This window comes from Mesorhizobium sp. C399B, from assembly GCF_030323185.1.
Classification (GTDB): domain Bacteria; phylum Pseudomonadota; class Alphaproteobacteria; order Rhizobiales; family Rhizobiaceae; genus Mesorhizobium.
Window position 1 is genome coordinate 2,987,508 of the sequence record NZ_CP100472.1, and the last position, 17,146, is coordinate 3,004,653.

Annotated in this window: 17 protein-coding genes; 8 read left to right on the forward strand and 9 right to left on the reverse strand. The window is 64.5% G+C overall.

What is annotated here, in order from left to right:
• Window positions 1–279: 279 nt before the first annotated feature.
• Window positions 280–1,386 (forward strand): efflux RND transporter periplasmic adaptor subunit, encoded by a 1,107-nt coding sequence (locus NLY36_RS14255; RefSeq protein ID WP_050591550.1) that lies wholly within the window; start codon window positions 280–282, stop codon window positions 1,384–1,386.
• A complete protein-coding gene (locus NLY36_RS14260; protein WP_023736799.1) occupies window positions 1,383–4,586 on the forward strand; it encodes an efflux RND transporter permease subunit in 3,204 nt (1,067 codons plus the stop codon). Before NLY36_RS14255 ends, NLY36_RS14260 begins: the two co-directional genes overlap by 4 nt.
• Before the next feature lie 30 nt (window positions 4,587–4,616).
• Here NLY36_RS14260 and NLY36_RS14265 read toward each other — a convergent pair whose 3' ends face one another.
• The 8 genes from NLY36_RS14265 to hemC all read right to left on the reverse strand — a co-directional run bounded on the left by NLY36_RS14265 (window position 4,617) and on the right by hemC (window position 11,907).
• Entirely contained in the window at window positions 4,617–5,252 is a 636-nt protein-coding gene (locus NLY36_RS14265) for a LolA family protein (protein WP_023687739.1), read from the reverse strand.
• Window positions 5,253–5,308: 56 nt separating this feature from the next.
• On the reverse strand, window positions 5,309–5,572 hold the full coding sequence (locus NLY36_RS14270; protein WP_023670477.1) for a YMGG-like glycine zipper-containing protein: 264 nt from the start codon (window positions 5,570–5,572) through the stop codon (window positions 5,309–5,311).
• Between the two features lie 188 nt (window positions 5,573–5,760).
• Window positions 5,761–6,477 (reverse strand): glutamine amidotransferase, encoded by a 717-nt coding sequence (locus tag NLY36_RS14275; RefSeq protein WP_023834670.1) that lies wholly within the window; start codon window positions 6,475–6,477, stop codon window positions 5,761–5,763.
• A gap of 14 nt (window positions 6,478–6,491) precedes the next feature.
• The gene (locus NLY36_RS14280; protein ID WP_023687738.1) at window positions 6,492–6,971 is read right to left on the reverse strand and encodes a tellurite resistance TerB family protein; all 480 of its coding nucleotides are present in this window, start codon (window positions 6,969–6,971) and stop codon (window positions 6,492–6,494) included.
• Window positions 6,972–7,047: 76 nt separating this feature from the next.
• Window positions 7,048–8,655 carry a heme biosynthesis protein HemY gene (locus tag NLY36_RS14285; protein WP_023736798.1) on the reverse strand — a complete coding sequence of 536 codons (1,608 nt, stop codon included), beginning with the start codon at window positions 8,653–8,655 and terminating at the stop codon, window positions 7,048–7,050.
• Window positions 8,656–8,665: 10 nt separating this feature from the next.
• Complete coding sequence (locus tag NLY36_RS14290; protein ID WP_023736797.1) at window positions 8,666–10,156, reverse strand: COG4223 family protein; 1,491 nt, start codon at window positions 10,154–10,156, stop codon at window positions 8,666–8,668.
• Window positions 10,157–10,268: 112 nt separating this feature from the next.
• Entirely contained in the window at window positions 10,269–10,937 is a 669-nt protein-coding gene (locus tag NLY36_RS14295; protein WP_245260311.1) for a uroporphyrinogen-III synthase, read from the reverse strand.
• Window positions 10,938–10,983: 46 nt separating this feature from the next.
• Complete coding sequence (gene hemC, locus NLY36_RS14300) at window positions 10,984–11,907, reverse strand: hydroxymethylbilane synthase (RefSeq protein WP_023736796.1); 924 nt, start codon at window positions 11,905–11,907, stop codon at window positions 10,984–10,986.
• A 101-nt stretch (window positions 11,908–12,008) separates the two neighbouring features.
• Between hemC and tsaD the strand changes: the two genes are divergently transcribed.
• The 6 genes from tsaD to NLY36_RS14330 all read left to right on the forward strand — a co-directional run bounded on the left by tsaD (window position 12,009) and on the right by NLY36_RS14330 (window position 16,120).
• Window positions 12,009–13,094, forward strand: coding sequence for a tRNA (adenosine(37)-N6)-threonylcarbamoyltransferase complex transferase subunit TsaD (gene tsaD / locus NLY36_RS14305; RefSeq protein WP_198020867.1), 1,086 nt, complete (start codon window positions 12,009–12,011; stop codon window positions 13,092–13,094).
• Window positions 13,091–14,107: an NAD(P)H-dependent glycerol-3-phosphate dehydrogenase gene (locus NLY36_RS14310; RefSeq protein WP_023710204.1), complete on the forward strand. Its 1,017-nt coding sequence runs from the start codon at window positions 13,091–13,093 to the stop codon at window positions 14,105–14,107. Before tsaD ends, NLY36_RS14310 begins: the two co-directional genes overlap by 4 nt.
• Window positions 14,108–14,131: 24 nt before the next feature.
• The gene (locus NLY36_RS14315) at window positions 14,132–14,428 is read left to right on the forward strand and encodes a YciI-like protein (protein WP_023687732.1); all 297 of its coding nucleotides are present in this window, start codon (window positions 14,132–14,134) and stop codon (window positions 14,426–14,428) included.
• Window positions 14,429–14,516: 88 nt separating this feature from the next.
• Window positions 14,517–14,942: an EVE domain-containing protein gene (locus NLY36_RS14320; protein WP_023683904.1), complete on the forward strand. Its 426-nt coding sequence runs from the start codon at window positions 14,517–14,519 to the stop codon at window positions 14,940–14,942.
• A complete protein-coding gene (locus NLY36_RS14325) occupies window positions 14,897–15,595 on the forward strand; it encodes a class I SAM-dependent methyltransferase (protein ID WP_023702382.1) in 699 nt (232 codons plus the stop codon). Before NLY36_RS14320 ends, NLY36_RS14325 begins: the two co-directional genes overlap by 46 nt.
• Window positions 15,596–15,700: 105 nt before the next feature.
• Window positions 15,701–16,120 (forward strand): DUF1761 domain-containing protein, encoded by a 420-nt coding sequence (locus tag NLY36_RS14330; RefSeq protein WP_023736794.1) that lies wholly within the window; start codon window positions 15,701–15,703, stop codon window positions 16,118–16,120.
• Window positions 16,121–16,135: 15 nt separating this feature from the next.
• On the opposite strand, the gene gcvA is transcribed toward NLY36_RS14330, so the two are convergent.
• A complete protein-coding gene (gcvA, locus tag NLY36_RS14335) occupies window positions 16,136–17,056 on the reverse strand; it encodes a transcriptional regulator GcvA (protein ID WP_023683901.1) in 921 nt (306 codons plus the stop codon).
• Between the last annotated feature and the right edge of the window lie 90 nt (window positions 17,057–17,146).

Below are 17,146 nucleotides of genomic sequence, written 5' to 3' on the forward strand. Positions count from 1 at the left end.
GGTTCTGGGCGAACTAGCCAGATGGCGGGGCAGCCACAGGGTGGACATTTCAGTCCATATGGAAAATGATTATGTTGCCATGCACAATACTGCAGTGCTCTGGTCTCGACGAGAAACCTTAAATATAGAAGAGAACCACCCGACCTCCGGGTCCAGCTAGCGGGGACGCAAATGGACACTTCAGGGAATCGGCAATCGCATCGCGACGCAAGCGGGCGACCCAGCCGATCGGTCGGCTGGCTGGCCCGCTCCGCCGTCCCAGTGGCATTCCTGCTCGGCATGGCTTTCAGCAGCAACGCGTTTGCGCAGGACCAGCAACTGCCGGTGGTGACGGCGGCCAAGCCGGTGGTGCGTGAAATCGTCGAAGACGACGAGTTCGTCGGGCGCTTCGAAGCCGTCGACGAGGTCGCCATCCGTTCGCGCGTCAGCGGCTATCTGGACAAGATCAGCTTCCAGGACGGCGCACTGGTCAACAAGGGCGACCTGCTCTTCACCATCGACCAGCGTCCGTACCAGGCGGCCTACGATGCCGCCAAGTCGCAAGTAGACGTCGCCAAGTCCCTGCTCGAATTCTCCAAGATGCAGCTGGATCGCGCCGATGAACTCGCCAAGACCGGCAATATCTCGGCCGCGACGGTCGACGACCGCCGGCGGGAATACCTTTCGGCGCAGGCGCAGATGCAGGGCGCGACGGCGGCGCTGACGACGGCCAACCTGAACCTGGAGTTCACCGAGATCAAGGCGCCCTTGTCCGGCCGCATCGACCGCCGGCTGGTGTCGGTCGGCAACCTCGTGCAGCCGGATTCCACCTTGCTGACGACCATCGTCACGCGCGACCCGATCGACTTCTATTTCGACGTCGATGAGCGCCTGTATTTCAGCTACGCCCGCGACGCGAAGGAGCGCGGCGGCAGCATGCAGGAAGGCGCCGGCGGGCTCGAGGTGGTGGTTCGCGTCGCCGACCGCGCGGAGGCGGTATTCAGGGGCAAGCTCGATTTTGCCGAGAACCGGATCGACAACGCGACCGGCACCATGCGGGTGCGTGCAAGGTTTGCCAACGCCGACGGCGTTCTCCAGCCAGGCATGTTCGGGCGCATCAACGTGCCGGGGTCGCTGCCGCATAGCGGCGTCCTGGTGCCCGACGAGGCGGTCGGCGCCGATCAGGATCGCCGCATCGTGTACCTGGTGGATGAGGCTGGGATGGTGTCGGCGAAGCCCGTGCGCACCGGCCCGCTTCTCGACGGCTACCGGGTGATCCGCGCGGGCCTGACCGGCGACGAGACGATCATCGTCAATGGGCTGATGCACGCCAGGCCCGGCACCAAGGTGAAAGTCGAGATGGTGACGTTGCCGCCCAAGGTCGACACCGCCGGGTTGCAGCAATGAGGTTCGCCCATTTCTTCGTCGACCGTCCGATCTTCGCATCGGTCGTTTCGATCGTCCTGCTGATCCTCGGCGGGATTGCTTATACCCAGCTGCCGATCGCGCAATATCCCGAGATCGCGCCGCCGACCATCGTCGTTCGCGCCCAGTACCCGGGCGCCGACGCCGAGACGGTCGCAGCGACGGTGGCAACGCCGATCGAGCAGGAGATCAACGGCGTCGAGGGCATGCTTTACATGTCGTCCTATTCGTCCGGCGACGGGGCGATGGCGCTGACCATCACCTTCAAGCTAGGCACCGATCTCGACCAGGCGCAGGTGCTGGTACAGAACCGCGTGTCGGTCGCCGAGCCGCGCCTGCCCGAAGAAGTCCGCCGCCTCGGCATCACCACCATCAAGAGCTCGCCCGACCTGATGATGGTCGTGCACATGCTGTCGCCCGACAATACCTACGACCAGCTCTACGTCTCGAACTACGCCCGCTCGCGGGTGCGCGACATACTGCTCAGGTTGGACGGCGTCGGCGACCTCATCATCTTCGGCGAACGCGAATATTCGCTGCGCATCTGGCTCGATCCGGAAAAACTGTCCGCCCTGGGGATGACCTCGGGCGATGTGGTGCAGGCGCTGCGCGACCAGAATGTCCAGGTGTCGGGCGGCTCCATCGGCGCGCCGCCGACCAATACCGGCACGGCGTTCCAGTACACGGTCACCACGCAAGGCCGCTTCAACGACGCACGCGACTTCCGATACGTGATCGTCAAATCGGCCGAAGACGGCCGCCTGATCCAGCTGCAGGACGTGGCGCGCATCGAGCTCGGCGCCAAGGATTACGTCACCAACTCCTATCTCAACGGCAAACCGGCGGTGGCGCTCGCCATCTTCCAGCGGCCAGGCACCAATGCACTCGCCGCAGCCGCGGAGATCCAGGACAAGATGAAGGAGCTTTCCCAGGACTTCCCGAAGGGATTGAGCTACGACATCGTCTACAATCCGACCGAGTTCGTCGCCGAGTCGATCCAGGAGGTCTACAAGACGATCCTCGAGGCGATGGTGCTGGTCATCATCGTCATCATCGTCTTCCTGCAATCGTGGCGCATGGCGATCGTGCCGATCGTGGCCATCCCGGTGTCGCTGATCGGCACGCTGGCGGTGCTTTACGCCGCCGGCTTCTCCCTCAACATGCTGACGCTGTTCGGCCTCGTTCTGGCCATCGGCATCGTCGTCGACGATGCGATCGTCGTGGTCGAGAACGTCGAGCGAAATATCGCCAGGGGGTTGGCGCCCAATCCGGCGTCGCATCTGACCATGGACGAAGTCGGAACGGCGGTCATCGCGATCTCGCTGGTGCTGATAGCGGTGTTCGTGCCGACAGCCTTCATTCCCGGCATTTCCGGGCAGTTCTACCTGCAGTTTGCGATCACCATCGCGGTGTCGACGGCGATCTCGGCATTCAATTCGCTGACGCTCTCGCCGGCCTTGGCCGCGCTGCTGTTCAAGCCGCACCACACTGCTGCGGCGCCGCCGCGCTTTTTCCTGGAGCGGTTTGGACGGGCGCTCGCCGACGGCTTCAATCGCGGCTTCGACAAGGTCGCCCATTGGTATTCGAGCATCGTGCGCGTGTTGGTCGGCTCGCGGATAGCGATCGCCGCCACGCTGGCCGTTTTCGCGGCCCTCATCTACGCCACGGTCTATATGGTTCAGACGGTGCCGCGCGGTTTCATTCCGTCGCTCGACCAGGGCTATGCGATCGTCGTCGTCCAGTTGCCGGACGGCGCCTCGCTATCGCGGACCGATGCCGTCATCCAGCAGGCGTCGCAGATCATCCAGAAAACGCCGGGCGTCGACTACGCGGTCGCCTTCGCCGGCTTCTCCGGTGCCACCTTTACCAATGCCAGCAACGCGGGCGTGATCTTCGCCAGGTTCAAGCCGTTTGACGAGCGACTGGAAGCCGGCCAGTCCGCGACCCAGGTCATCGGCAATTTGTTCGGCAGCCTGCAAAGCATCAAGGAAGCCTTCATTATCGCACTGCCGCCGCCGCCGATCCGCGGCGTCGGCAATGCCGGCGGCTTCAAGCTGCAGATCCAGGAGCGCAACAGCGCCGACATGCGGCAGATCCTGGCGCTTGCCTATGAAATTGCCGGCAAGGCCAACAAGACGGCGGGGCTGACCGGCGTGTTCACCACCTTCTCCGCGTCCAGCCCGCAATTCTTCCTGGCGATCGATCGCGACAAGGCGCGCATCCTGAACGTGCCGATCCCCAACATCTTCGAGACGCTGTCGATCAATCTGGGCACCGCCTACGTCAACGACTTCAACGCTTTCGGGCGCGTCTACCAGGTGCGCGCGCAGGCCGACCAGGCGTTCCGCCTCGATCGCGCCGACATCTTGAAACTGAAGGTGCGCTCGGCGACCGGCGCGCTGGTTCCGCTGGGCACGTTGATCGAGATCCGCGACGTCACCGGCCCGGCGCTGGTCCAGCGCTACAACATGTACGTCTCCGTGCCGCTGCAGGGCAACGCCGCGCCCGGTGTTTCCACCGGCGATGCGCTTGCCAAGATGGAAGCAATCACGGCACAGACGTTGCCGGCCGGTACCTCCTACGAATGGACCGAACTCGCCTATCAGGAGCGCAACACCGGCAATGCCGCTGTCTATATCTTCGGACTGTCGGTGCTGTTCGTGTTCCTGGCGCTGGCGGCGCAATATGAAAGCTGGGTGCTGCCCTTCGCCATCGTGCTGGTGGTGCCGCTCGGCGTGCTCGCGGCGTTGCTCGGCGTGTCGTTCCGAGGGCTGGACAACAACATCCTCGTGCAGATCGGCCTCATCGTGCTGATCGGACTTGCCGCCAAGAACGCGATCCTCATCGTCGAATTCGCGCGGCAGGCGCAGGAACGCGGCCTGTCGGCCGCCGAGGCTGCCGTCGAAGCCTGCCGGCTCAGGCTGCGGCCGATCCTGATGACCGCCTTCTCGTTCATCCTCGGCGTCGTGCCGCTGATGATCGCGACGGGCCCGGGCGCGGAAATGCGCCAGTCGCTCGGCACCGCGGTGTTCTCCGGCATGCTCGGCGTCACCTTCGTCGGCCTGTTCCTGACGCCGGTGTTCTACGTCACGCTAAGGTCGCTGTTTTCACGGCGCAAGCCGCATGCCGAGGCCGAGCCTTCGGCACCGGCAGAGGTGCCGTCGGAGACGGCCGCCGAGTAGTGTTACACGGGCAGTTCGTGGCGCTGCCGACTATTTCGTTTTGGTGTTGAATTCACGGTTTGCGGCATAGTCGATAGTGAAGGTGCCCGCAGGAGCGCGAACGCCCTGCTTCACGTTGGATATGGTGACTGTCGAGGTAAGGCCCCTCTCGTCAGTCAGGGTCCATCTGCGTAGATCGAGCGATTCCCTGTCAAACACCATAGTGATATTCGAATTGCCGAAGGCCGACTTGTCGGCCAGCCTGATGATCACCTGGGCGCCATCGTCCTTGATACTTTTGAGGCGATTGCCGGAAAAGTTGACCTGATTGTCGAGGAGCAGCTTGAGCGGCGTCTTCGAGAGAGCATAAAGCCGCGATGTCTTGAGCTTCTTGTTATAGACCACCAAGGATTTTCCATCTGCAATTACGCTGACCCCTGATTGGCCTGCATAGTTGAACCGGATCTTGCCCGGCCGCTGGAGGAAAAATTTCCCTTTGGTCCTTTCCGCTCTTGGGCCCGACTGGACAAAGTCCCCGGACATGGACTTTACCGATGAGAAGTGATCGGCAATCGTCTTCGCTTCTACAGGTGCGGCCAAGGCCGCGGTCGAAAGTTCGGCGTTTATCGCGACAGCGCTGACAACGGCGAACCAGAAAGCCCGCAGTCTTTTGCTGTTATATGCCATTCAGTTATCCTACCCCGAAAAGACGCGTGATCGAAAGAGATCACGCGTCTTTGAGATCAGTAGCCGTCCGGGCACTGAGCAACGTAAACTCGACCGTTCCGACCGCGATATCTGCACTGGCCGGCTTCGCTGGCGTGCCCGATGACCGCCCCGGCCAGCGCTCCGACCGCCCCGCCAACAACCGCCCCTTTTACCGGGTCGCCGGCCACTGCTGCGCCTACAGCTGCGCCACCCAAACCACCGACGGCAGCGCCTTGTTCGGTGCGGGAGCATGCCGCGAGCGGAATGAGTAGGCTCAAAATGAGCAGCGTCTTCTTCATTGGTTCTCTCCTGGGGCCGTTATTAGCCGAAGCTTAAATGCGCCACGGAGTTTTTCGATCCATCGGAGTGTTTGGGGCGCAATCCAAATCTGCGGGAACGGGCTAAGGTCCCGGATCCATCGTACACGCCTCCCAGAGGTAAGTCGTCTTTGGGCAAGCTCGGCCGTTCAGAGTAGTTGGATTTTGCTCTATCCCTCAGTAGGCTTGCCGAAGATCAGGCTCAAAAATTCGCTCAGCCAGCGCTTGAGGTGCATATCCCAGATCAGCCGGCCGCCGAGATGGTCGCGGCCGGGCTGCGCGCCGGGCAATTCGAAACGGTGCGCGCCGCGCACCACCCAGCGCTGCATCATCAACCGGGTCAGTTCGCCATGGAACTGGATGCCCCAGGCATTGTCGCCATAGCGAAAAGCCTGGTTGGGGTAGGTTTCCGCCGTCGCCAGCAGCGTCGCATCCCTGGGCAGCGAAAAGCCTTCGCGGTGAAACTGGTAGACCATGTCGGGCCAAGGCAGCAGCTTCTTGCCGGCTTCGGTCGGCTTCAGCGGATACCAGCCGATCTCGACCAGCCCCTCGCCATGCCCCTCGACCTTGCCGCCGAGATGATTGGCCAGCATCTGCGCGCCAAGGCAGATGCCGAGGAAGGGCCGATTCTCCTTTAGCGGAACATTGAGCCAGTTGGTCTCGCGGCGGACGAACTCATCTTCGTCATTGGCGCTCATCGGCCCGCCGAACACCACGGCGCCGGCGTGTCCCTCCAGCGTCTCCGGCAGGCTGTCGCCAAGAGGCGGCCGGCGGATGTCGAGGTCGAAACCTTCCTCGAGCAGCATGTGGCCAACCCGGCCGGGGCTCGAAGTCTCCTGATGCAGCACGATCAGGATTTTTGGTTTCGAGCTCGGTCTGGGCGGCATGGAAAGGCGGAATCCTATTCGTCGCTCGACGTTCCGCTGGCGTCGGGCGCGGCGGCCGCCGCCTTGCGGCGCGCCTCGACGCGATCCTGGCGCTCGACGCCGATCAGTTCGGCAACGCGCCAGACGGTGTTGTCCTCCAGTTCATGCAGTTCGCCGTCGGCATAGACGATTTCCCACATCAGGCCGATGAAAGCCTTGCGCGCCTCGGCGTCGAGATGGCGCTTCAAGACGCTGGTGAAGGCATAGAGGTCGATCGCCTCATTGTCGGCGCGCTCGCCGGCGGCAGCCAGTGCATCGAGCTCGTCGCCGCTGATCGAATAGCTCTGCGCCAGCACCTGCTTGAACCGCTCCCACTCGACATCCTGGCGTACGCCGTCGGCATTCATCACATGATAGAGCAAAGCCGACGCCGCAACGCGCGGATCGTCCGCATTCGCGCGAGCCCCAGCCCCGGAGGGCAGGTCTTTCAGAAAGGCCAGGACGCGTTCGAACATGGTGCTCACTTCACTTTATTGGAGCATGATCTTTTCCAAAAACCGGTATCCACTTTTTGGGATCATGCTTCAGGGATCAAAACAGGCGGAAGCGGCGCGGTGACTTCTCCGCTTCGTCATCGGGGTCGACGCCGGGGTCGTCGGGCAGCCGCGCCAGTTCCTCGGCAGGTTCGACGGGTTCGGCATCGGGTGGTATTGCGGCGAAAGCGGCGGAAGTGACCGGTGTGACCTGGTCGTCGCCCACAGCAGGCTTCGGCTCGATCGGCGCCTCGCTGCTCGTCCTGGCGATGGCCGGATGATCGATCACTTCGGCTTCCTTTGCCGGCTTGGCGGGTGCCGCAAGCACCGGCACATCGGCTTCGGACGCTTCTTCATGGCTGTCGATGAGCTGGCCCAGCCGCTCCATCGGCGCGCGCCAGGCGAAAGCGTCGAGCTTGCCGCTGACCGGCGATACCGGCGCCCAGCGTTCGGAGACGACGCCGTCGGCGACCCAGGCCGGATCGCGCGGCGCGCGGACCGCCTTGGACAGCAATTGCCTGATCTTGCCCTGGTCGCCGGTCTCTGCCTCCTCGATATCGGCCAGCAGCAGGTAAGCGCCTTCCCGGCGATCCATGCGGATCGCCGCTTCCGCCTCGCGGCGGGCGGTGGAAAAATCCTGCGCATCGAGCGCGGCGCGCGCCACCGTCATCGACGATTCGGCATTGTTGCGCTTCAGCTCCTGCAGCTTCTTCGCCCGGTTGAGACGATCGACCACGGCATCTCCCGGCCTTGCGTGGGTGTAGAGCTCGGCGATCTCGGGATGCGGCTCAGCCTTCCAGGCTGCCTCAAGGATCTTCGAGCCTTTGCGCACATCGTTCTGTTTGAACAGAAGATTGGCGGCTGCAACCGCGGCCGGCGCGAAATCGGGCGCGAGCTTGTTTGCCTCGAGTGCCGCTGCCTTGGCTGCATTGGGGTCGCTGTCGGTCAGCGCCTGCGCCTTGGCGGTCAACAGCACGGCGCGGCGGCGATTGGCGGCGTCGCGTTCGATCTGCCTGGTCGACTTCTGCGCCTCCACCAGCTTCAGCGCGCCGTCCCAGTCGCCGCGCCCGGTCAGATCTTCCAGCGTCGATTCGGCGGCCCAAGCCAGTTGCGGCGCGACGGAAGCGGCGCGGCCGGCATAGTGACGCGCCGCGTTGCGGTCGCCGAGCCGTTCGGCTTCGAGATAGAGCCCGCGCAGGCCAAGCAGCCGCATTTCGGGGTCGTCGAGCATGGCCTCGAATTTTTCGCGCGCGCCCTCATGGTCGCCTTCGAGCAGCGAGGCTTGCGCTTCGAGCAGCTGGATCAGCGGCTCCTGGTCGGAGCGGATCAGTTTGGCGGCTTCCTTGGACTTCTTGCGGGCCAGCGCGCCGTCGCCGGCGCCGGCTGCGATCATGCCGGTCGACAGCGCCTGGTAGCCGCGGTCGCGGCGGCGGACGCGGAAATAGCGCGAGATCGTGTATGGGCTGTTCCACAGCGACTTGATCAGCCACCAGACGATCATCACCGCTGCGACGACGGCAACGATCGCCACCGCCGCCACCATCAGGCTGACCTGGTATTGGTAACCGTTGAAGGTAACGACCATCTCGCCGGGACGATCGGCCAGCCAGGCAAAGCCCAGACCGAGGGCGAAGACGGCGGCGAGAAAGATGAGAATGCGGATCATCGTGTCGTCCTCATGCCTTCATCGCTCCTGCAATCAGCGCGTCGACCTGCGTCTCGACGTCGATGCGCGCCTTCAGTTTGCCGGCAAAGTCGGCGCCAGCAGCCTTGACCGCATCCGGCAGCGTTGCGTATTCGCTGAGCGCCTTGGCGTAGTCGCCCTGATTGACCGCCACTTCGATGCGCGCCACGGTTTCCGGCGCGCCGGCGCCTTCGACGCCGCCGATCGGCCGGACCTTGACCAGCGATTCGGCGCTCGACAAAAGGTTCTGGAAGAAGCCGGCATTTTCATCGACCGGCGTCGCCGCCGCGACCATCGCATTGGCCGCGGCGTCGGCCTCGCCGGCGATCTCGGTGCGGGTCGGGACGCCCTTTTCAGCGTAGGGGCGCAGCGCTGCAATCTGCGGTGCATCGGGCGAGATCGCCGCAAAGGTCTCCAACTCGGCGGCGAACGGCGCGCCGCGGTCAAGCGCCGCCTTCAAGGCCGAAGCGGCGATGGCCATCGCGATCTTTGGCTGCGAGGCCTGCGCATCGACCTTGCCGGCGAGCTGCGTCACCGACTGCTCCAGCGCGGCGATCTTGCCTTCCTGCGTCTTGGCTGCCTCACCGGCCGATTTCACCAGTGCGTCGAGGCCCGCCAGTCTTTCATTGAGCGGCGCGAGATCGACGGGCGCTGCACCACCGGCCTGGCCAAGGGCGGCAACCGCCGTCTCGATCTGCTTGACCTTGTCGCCAAGCGCGGCAAGCCCGGCATTGTCGCCGGCGCCGTCCTTTTCGACCGCCGATTTCAGCGATGCGACATCGGCCTTGACCTGATCCAGCGCCGAAGACAGCCCGTCGACCTTGGCCGTTGCGGCGCCATTGCCGCTGGCTTCCCTGAGGTCGGCGATTTCGCGCTTCAGCGAAGCGATCTCGCCATTGACGCCGTCGAGCGAGACCGTGCCCGCCCCTGAGCCCGGAGCGCCAAGCACGCCGGCAAACTGCAGCCCCCCGGCGGCAGCCAGCGCGATGACACCGCCGATGATGCCGGCGGCAATGCCGTTCGTGCGCTTCGGTTGCGCGGCCATGGGCTGGTTCCCGGCTGTCCTTGGGGTTTCCTTGGGTGCACCCGGCTTGGGCGAGGCATCCTCGAAACTGAAGTCGGAGGTTCTGGCGCGCGGTGGCGCATCCGAAGCAGTGGGGTAAGGCTGCTCCGCCTGGGTGGACGCCTTGGCATCGGCGCTTTCGGGAGCGGCCTGCGCCGCGGCATCGGAGTGCTCCCACGGCTCGAGATCGGCTTGATCGGCATGAACGGGCTCGTCAGGCGTCTCCGGCTGCGCATTGGCCATGGCAGCCGCATCCTCAGCCGCAACCGACCCTGCCGGGGCCTCGACGTCGTCCGAGTTGGCGACATCCGTCTTGGCGGCATCCGCATCGGCAATGCGCGAGACAGCGCCGGGTTCGAGTTCGATGGTCACCGGCTCGCGGCGGCTTTTCGAATGTCGCATCTTCGGCGTCTTGACCATGCCTGGGCTCCGCAATCCTGCTTCGTCTGGGCGCCCGACGGCGCGTGATGGTTTGAAAAATGGTCTAGCACATCATCATCAGGTGAAAAGGGGCGGCGTGATGACACGGGGCTCAGTCGCCGCGGTGCAACAGCTCAAGCAGCGCCTCCTCCTGCGGTTCCCGCGCAATGCGTATTTTTTTGCCGGCGGCATTGTCAAACGCCGCTGCCACGCGCTCGGAGAGCGCAAAAGCCTGCATGTTTTCAAAGAGATCGCGCAGTTCCGCCCGGCTGGCCAAGGCCTGCAACGCTGCCGCCGCCTTGGCTGAATAGAGCAGCACCGCGTCGACCGCCTGATCGGACAGGCGTGTACGGATTTCAGCATCGGAATAATCGAGCGAAATCGTGTCGTAGGTTTCGACGGTGCGGACCTCGACGCCGGCCTTTCGCAGCCGCGCCTCGAATGCCGGAAACCGCACGCGCCCTGTGAGATAGACGACCGCCTTGCCGGAAAGGCCGGCAGCAATCGCCTCGGCCAGCCGCTCGGCGTCGCCCGCCCCTTCGCTGACCGACAAGAACCCTGTCGAACGTGCCGCTTCAGCCGTCCTGCGTCCGACGGCATGGCAAGGCAAGGCGGCGAGCGCACGAATGAGTTCTTTCGGCGCATGCCGCACCGCATTTGCGCTGGTCACAGCGACGGCCACGGCATTGTCGCTCGCAGCATCGGCGCCAACCCGCAGTGTCACCGTTTCGGTCAGCGGCAGAAGGAGCGGCTCAAATCCCAATTCCTGCAGCCGCCGCATGGTTCGCGACGCCCCAGGTTGCGGCCGCGTCACCAGGACACGCATATCAGACCCAGCCGTCGAAGAAGGTTTCGCCCGCTTTGACCCGCACCATCCTGGCCGCGTCCGTGCCGATGTCAGCGGCATCCAGCGCCAAGCCTTCGGCCTTGACCTCATGCGATTGCGTGCCATCGGGCGAAATGATCAGCCCGGCGAAAACCAGCCTGCCGCCCGAGATCGTCGCATAGCCGGCGATCGGCGTGCGGCAGGAGCCGTCGAGCGCCGCCAGGAAGGCGCGCTCACAGGCCAGCGCCTGGCCTGTCGGCACATCATGGATGGCCACCAGCATCTTTTCGACCTCGCTGTCGCCGATGCGGGTTTCGATGCCGATTGCGCCTTGTCCCGGCGCCGGCGGAAAAGCATCGAGCGGCATCAGGTCGGTGACGACATGGCCGAGCCCGAGCCGCTTCAGCCCGGCATAGGCGAGGATCGTGCCTTCGGCGACGCCTTCCTCCAGCTTGCGCAGCCTGGTCTGCACATTGCCGCGGAACATGACCACGTCTAGGTCCGGCCGCATGCGCCGGATCAGCGCCTGGCGCCTGAGCGAAGACGACCCGACCTTGGCGCCTTGCGGCAAATCAACAATGCGCTTCACCGCCTTTCCGATGAAGGCGTCCCGCGCATCCTCGCGCGGCAGGAAGGCGGACAGCTCCAGCCCGTCCGGCAGCACTGTCGGCATATCCTTGGAGGAATGCACGGCGATATCGATCGTGCCGGCCAGCAGCGCCTCTTCGATTTCCTTGGTGAACAGACCCTTGCCGCCGGCTTCCGACAGCGGCCGGTCCTGGATGCGGTCGCCGCTGGTCGAAATGACGACGACCTCGAAGGCTTCCGCCGGCATGCCGTGCGCTTCCATCAGCCGCGCCTGCGTTTCATGCGCCTGGGCGAGCGCCAGCGGGCTGCCGCGTGTTCCGATTTTCAAAGTTTGCATGGCGCGCGGTCCGTGATAACCCCCGGCTGGCTTTGCGTTTCCGGCACTCCCTCTAACTAGGAAAGTCCGGCGACACAATCTCTGGAGACAGCGACGAATTGATCCGCGTTCTGGGCATTGAGACGAGTTGCGACGAGACCGCCGCCAGCGTGGTGACGCTGGACGGTGATTCCGTGCCGGTGATTGCGTCCAACATCGTGCTCAGCCAGATCAAGGAGCACGCCGCCTTCGGCGGCGTCGTGCCGGAGATCGCCGCGCGCGCCCATGTCGAGGCGCTGGACGGCATTGTCGAGGCCGCTCTTGCGGATTCGGGCGTAGCCCTGGCCGACATCGACGCCATTGCCGCCACTGGCGGCCCCGGCCTGGTCGGCGGGCTGATCGTCGGCCTGATGACGGCCAAGGCGATTGCAGCGGCCGCCGGCAAGCCGCTGATCGCCATCAACCATCTCGAAGGCCACGCACTGACCGCAAGGCTGACCGACGGGCTCGACTTTCCCTATCTGCTGCTGCTGGTCTCCGGTGGCCACACCCAGATCGTCGCCGTGCGCGACGTCGGCGACTACCAACGCTGGGCGACGACCATCGACGACGCGCTCGGCGAAGCTTTCGACAAGACGGCCAAAATGCTCGGCCTGCCCTATCCCGGCGGCCCGAACGTCGAAAAGGCGGCAATGTCGGGCGATGCGACGCGCTTTGCCTTTCCGCGGCCGATGAGGGGCTCGGCGCAGCCCGATTTCTCCTTCTCCGGCCTCAAGACCGCCGTGCGCCAGGCGGCGACCGCCATCCAGCCGCTAAGCGAGCAGGATGTCGCCGACATCTGCGCCTCGTTCCAGGCGGCGGTAGCCGACGCACTTGGCGACCGCGTGGCCCGCGCGCTGGCCCGCTTCCGTGACGAATTTCCGGACAAGGCCGAGCCGGCGCTGGTCGTTGCCGGTGGCGTCGCCGCCAACAGAGCGATCAAGGCGACGCTGCAGAAGCAGTGCGCCGAGGCCGGCTTCGCCTTTGTCGCGCCGCCGCTGAAGCTTTGCACCGACAATGCGGCGATGATCGCCTGGGCCGGGATCGAGCGGTTGCGGGCAGGCTTGTCGCAAGAGAACGGCTTCGATTTCGTGCCGCGTTCGCGCTGGCCGCTGGACAGCATTTCGGCGCCGATGGTCGGCTCCGGCCGGCGTGGAGCGAAAGCATGAGCGCCGGCAAGACAAGCGGCAGGGACAAGACCGGCTGGCGCGTTGCCGTGCTTGGCGGCGGCGCCTGGGGCACGGCGCTGGCGCTGGCGATGCTACGCGCCGGTCACGATGTCCGGCTCTACGCCCGCGACGAAGAGACGGTTTCCGCGATCCGCCGCGGCGAGAACCCGCGTTATCTCCCCGGCATCGCCATTGAAACAGGCATTGCGGCGACGAGCGATATCAGCACGGCCCTGACCGATGCCGATTGCGCGCTGGCCGTGGCGCCGGCGCAGGCGCTGCGCGCCATGCTGACGACGGCAAAGCCCCATATGCCGAAAGGCATCCCGCTGGTTCTCTGCGCCAAAGGCATCGAGCGCGACACCGGCGCGCTGCTGTCGGCGATCGTTGGTGAGATCCTGCCCGAAACTCCGGTTTCGGCCTTGTCCGGTCCGAGCTTTGCCGCCGATGTGGCCAGGGGTCTGCCGACCGCTGTCGTGGTTGCTTCCCCCGACGACGCCTTGGCGGCCGAGCTTGCCGCGCGCTTTTCGGCGCAGAATCTGCGCTGCTATTCCAGCGACGATTTGATCGGCGTCGAGATTGGTGGCGCTTTGAAGAATGTCTTCGCCATTGCCGCTGGCGCCGTCACCGGCGCTGGGCTCGGCGCCAGCGCGCAGGCCGCCATGGTGACACGCGGCTTCGTCGAACTGCGCCGCATCGGGGCATCCTTCGGCGCCAAGCCGGAGACGCTGATGGGGCTTTCCGGCCTCGGCGACCTTTTGCTCACCTGCTCTTCGGCCCAGTCGCGCAATTTCGCCTATGGGCTGGCGCTGGGGCAAGGCAAGCCCTTGGCCGGACTGCCGCTCGCCGAAGGCGTGCCGACGGCGGCGATCGCCGCCCGCATCGCCACCGAGCGCCACATCGACGCGCCGATCATCGCTGCGGTGTCGGCGATACTGGACGGCACGATCACCATTCGGCAGGCTGTGTCCGCGCTGATGACGCGACCCCTGAAAACCGAAACCGACCTCTGATCCCCAAACAAACCGGAGTTTAACATGCTGTTTGCGTTGATTTGCAAGGACAAGCCGGGCAGCCTGCAGGTGCGGGTCGATACGCGGCCGGTCCACGTCGCCTTTCTCGAACGCCTGAACGCCGACAACAAACTGGCCTTTGCCGGCCCGTTCCTCGACGCCGAGGGCAAGCCCAATGGCAGCCTCGTCGTCGTGGAAGCGCCCGACCTCGCCGGTGCGCAGGCGCTGTCGGCTGCCGACCCCTATGCCAAGGCCGGGCTGTTCGAAAGTGTCGAAATCCGCCAGTGGAACTGGACCTTCAACAAGCCGGCGGCTAGTTAGTTCCGGCGGCGCCTAGAGCGATCCCAGGAAAATTGTGTAACGGTTTTCCGTCCGGAATTGCGCAAAAAATAGTAGTTGGAGCAAAGACATGAACTACTGGCTGTTCAAATCCGAACCTTCGGTCTTCTCCTTCGAGGCGCTGAAGGCCAAGGGCAAGGCCGGCACGCAGTGGGACGGCGTGCGCAACTATGCAGCGCGCAACAACATGAAGGCGATGCAGATCGGCGATCTCGGCTTCTTCTATCACTCCAATGAAGGGCTGAACGTCGTCGGCATTGCCGAAGTCTGCGGGCTTGCCCATCCCGACAGCACCACCGACGATCCGCGCTGGGAATGCGTCGACATCCGCGCCTTCAAGGACGTGCCGAACCCGCCGACGCTGGAGCAGGTCAAGGCCAATCCGAAGCTTGCCGAGATGGCGCTGGTGCGGCTTGGACGGCTTTCCGTACAGCCGGTGACGCCGGCCGAATGGAAGGAAGTCTGCCGCATGGGCGGCCTGACGCCGGCTCCGTGACGGTCCTTACGCCGAACAGCGCGAAAAAGTTCATTCTCGACAACACGGCGCTTATGTCGCCGCCGCATGTGCCGGAGATTGTCCTCAATCTGGCCGACGAAGCGCATGACCTCTGGCAGCGCACGGAGAACGAGCTGATCGAAATCGGCCTGCCGCCACCGTTCTGGGCCTTTGCCTGGGCCGGCGGTCAGGGCCTTGCCCGCTACGTGCTGGACAATCCGTCGGATGTGCGGGGCAAACGCGTGCTCGACTTCGCCTCCGGCTCCGGCCTTGTCGCCATCGCCGCCGCCAAGGCGGGTGCGGCGCACGTGATCGCCGCCGACATCGACCCGTTCTGCGAAACGGCGATCCGCCTCAACGCAGAGGCCAATGGCGTTGCCATCGACTTTTGCGGCACGGACTGCATCGGCACCGACGCCGGCTGGGACGTGGTACTGGCGGGCGACGTCTTCTACGACAAATCCTTCGCCGACACGCTGATGCCGTGGTTTTCGACACTGAAGGCGCGCGGCGCTGACATCCTCGTCGGCGATCCGGGCCGCTCCTACATGCCGAAGGCGGGACTGGAGCCGCTCGCCGTCTACGAAGTGGCGGTGACGCGGGCGCTGGAGGACGCCCTTGTCAAGCGCACCACGGTGTGGCGCTTCGCTTGACGGCATTGCCGAACAGGCGTTCCATCGCGCATTGATTTGAAGAATACGCATGTCGTTATCCCAGAACCGTCAGGCTTTGGGCTGCATGCTTGAGGGGAGGACTTTATGGATTTTTCAGTGGTGAACTGGCTGGCGGTGGCTGTCGCGGCCGTCGCGGCGTGGCTGTTTGGCGCCGTCTGGTACACGGCCCTCAGCAAGCCTTGGATGAGGGCGGCCAGGATCGATCCGTCAACGTCAAAGAAATCAATATTGCCCTTCATCATCTCCTTCATCGCCGAGCTGATCATGGCGCTGGTCTTGGCCTTGGTCGTCGGCGCGATGACGGGCGGCGAGCCGGTCCTTGTCGTAGGGCTGGTCTTCGGCTTCGTCCTCTGGCTGGGTTTCGTCGCCACGACGCTGACGGCCAACCATCGCTATGAGAATTTCGGCTGGGACCTGACCCTGATCGACGGCGGCCACTGGCTCGGCGTGCTGTTGATCATCGGCGCGGTGATAGGCTGGTTCGGGACGCCGGTCGCCGGCTGAGGCCTGCAGAAGTCGTCAGGTCTGCGTCCTGGCGACTTCGTCGAGGATCCATTCACGGAAAGCGATGATGCGCGGATCGTTGGCAGTGCTCTCGGGATAGACCAGGAAGTAGCCGAACTCCGGCCCCACGCGCAGACCGAGTTCAAAGGGCTGCACCAGCCTTCCCTGGGAAAGGTCGTTTGCCACCATGGCGAACTCGGCGAGCGCCACGGCATTGCCGTCGAGCGCCGCCTGCACGGCATCGGTGGAGGTTCCAAACACGATAGTCCGACTGTCGTCGAAATCGTTGATGCCGGCCGCCGCCATCCACATGCGCCAGTTCGGCCATGTCACGCCTTGGCGCGACCATTCGATATGGGCAAGCGTGTGGTTGAAGAGGTCGCGCGGTTCGCGCAGCGGCGGGCCGGAGGTCAGCAGGCTCGGGCTGCACACCGGAATGAGGATGTTGTCGAACAGGCGATGGGCGCGAAGCCCCGGATACTTGCCGACCCCGAACCGGATGCCGACATCGACGTCGTCGAGTTCGAAATCGCGCACTTCGTAGCCGATGTCGAACCTCAGCTCGATACTGGGCTGAAGTTTGCGAAAATCGTCGACGCGCCGCATCAGCCATTTTGACGCGAACTGCGCGTCGAGCGTCACCTTCAGCAATGCCGTGCCGCGCGTCAGCTTGCGCGCCCGCGACACCGCCCGGTTGAGCAGGTCGAGCGCATCGATCGAGGCCTCGAACAGCACCGTACCTGCCTCGGTCAACCGGATGGTACGACTGGTTCGCGTGAACAGCACCAGCCCGAGCTGATCCTCGATTTCCTTGATCTGGTGGCTGACCGCCGCCGGCGTCAGCCCGAGCTCGTCGGCAGCGCGGGTAAAATTGAGGTGGCGGGCGGCGGCTTCCAGAGTCCTCAGCGCGCGCGTTCCGGGCAACAGACGGGACATCACCGTATCCTCAAATAAAACTTGACGGTCCGAAAAGAACTACTCGTTTCTCTTATGGATTTCAATGCGGCATGATGCATCCATCGAAAC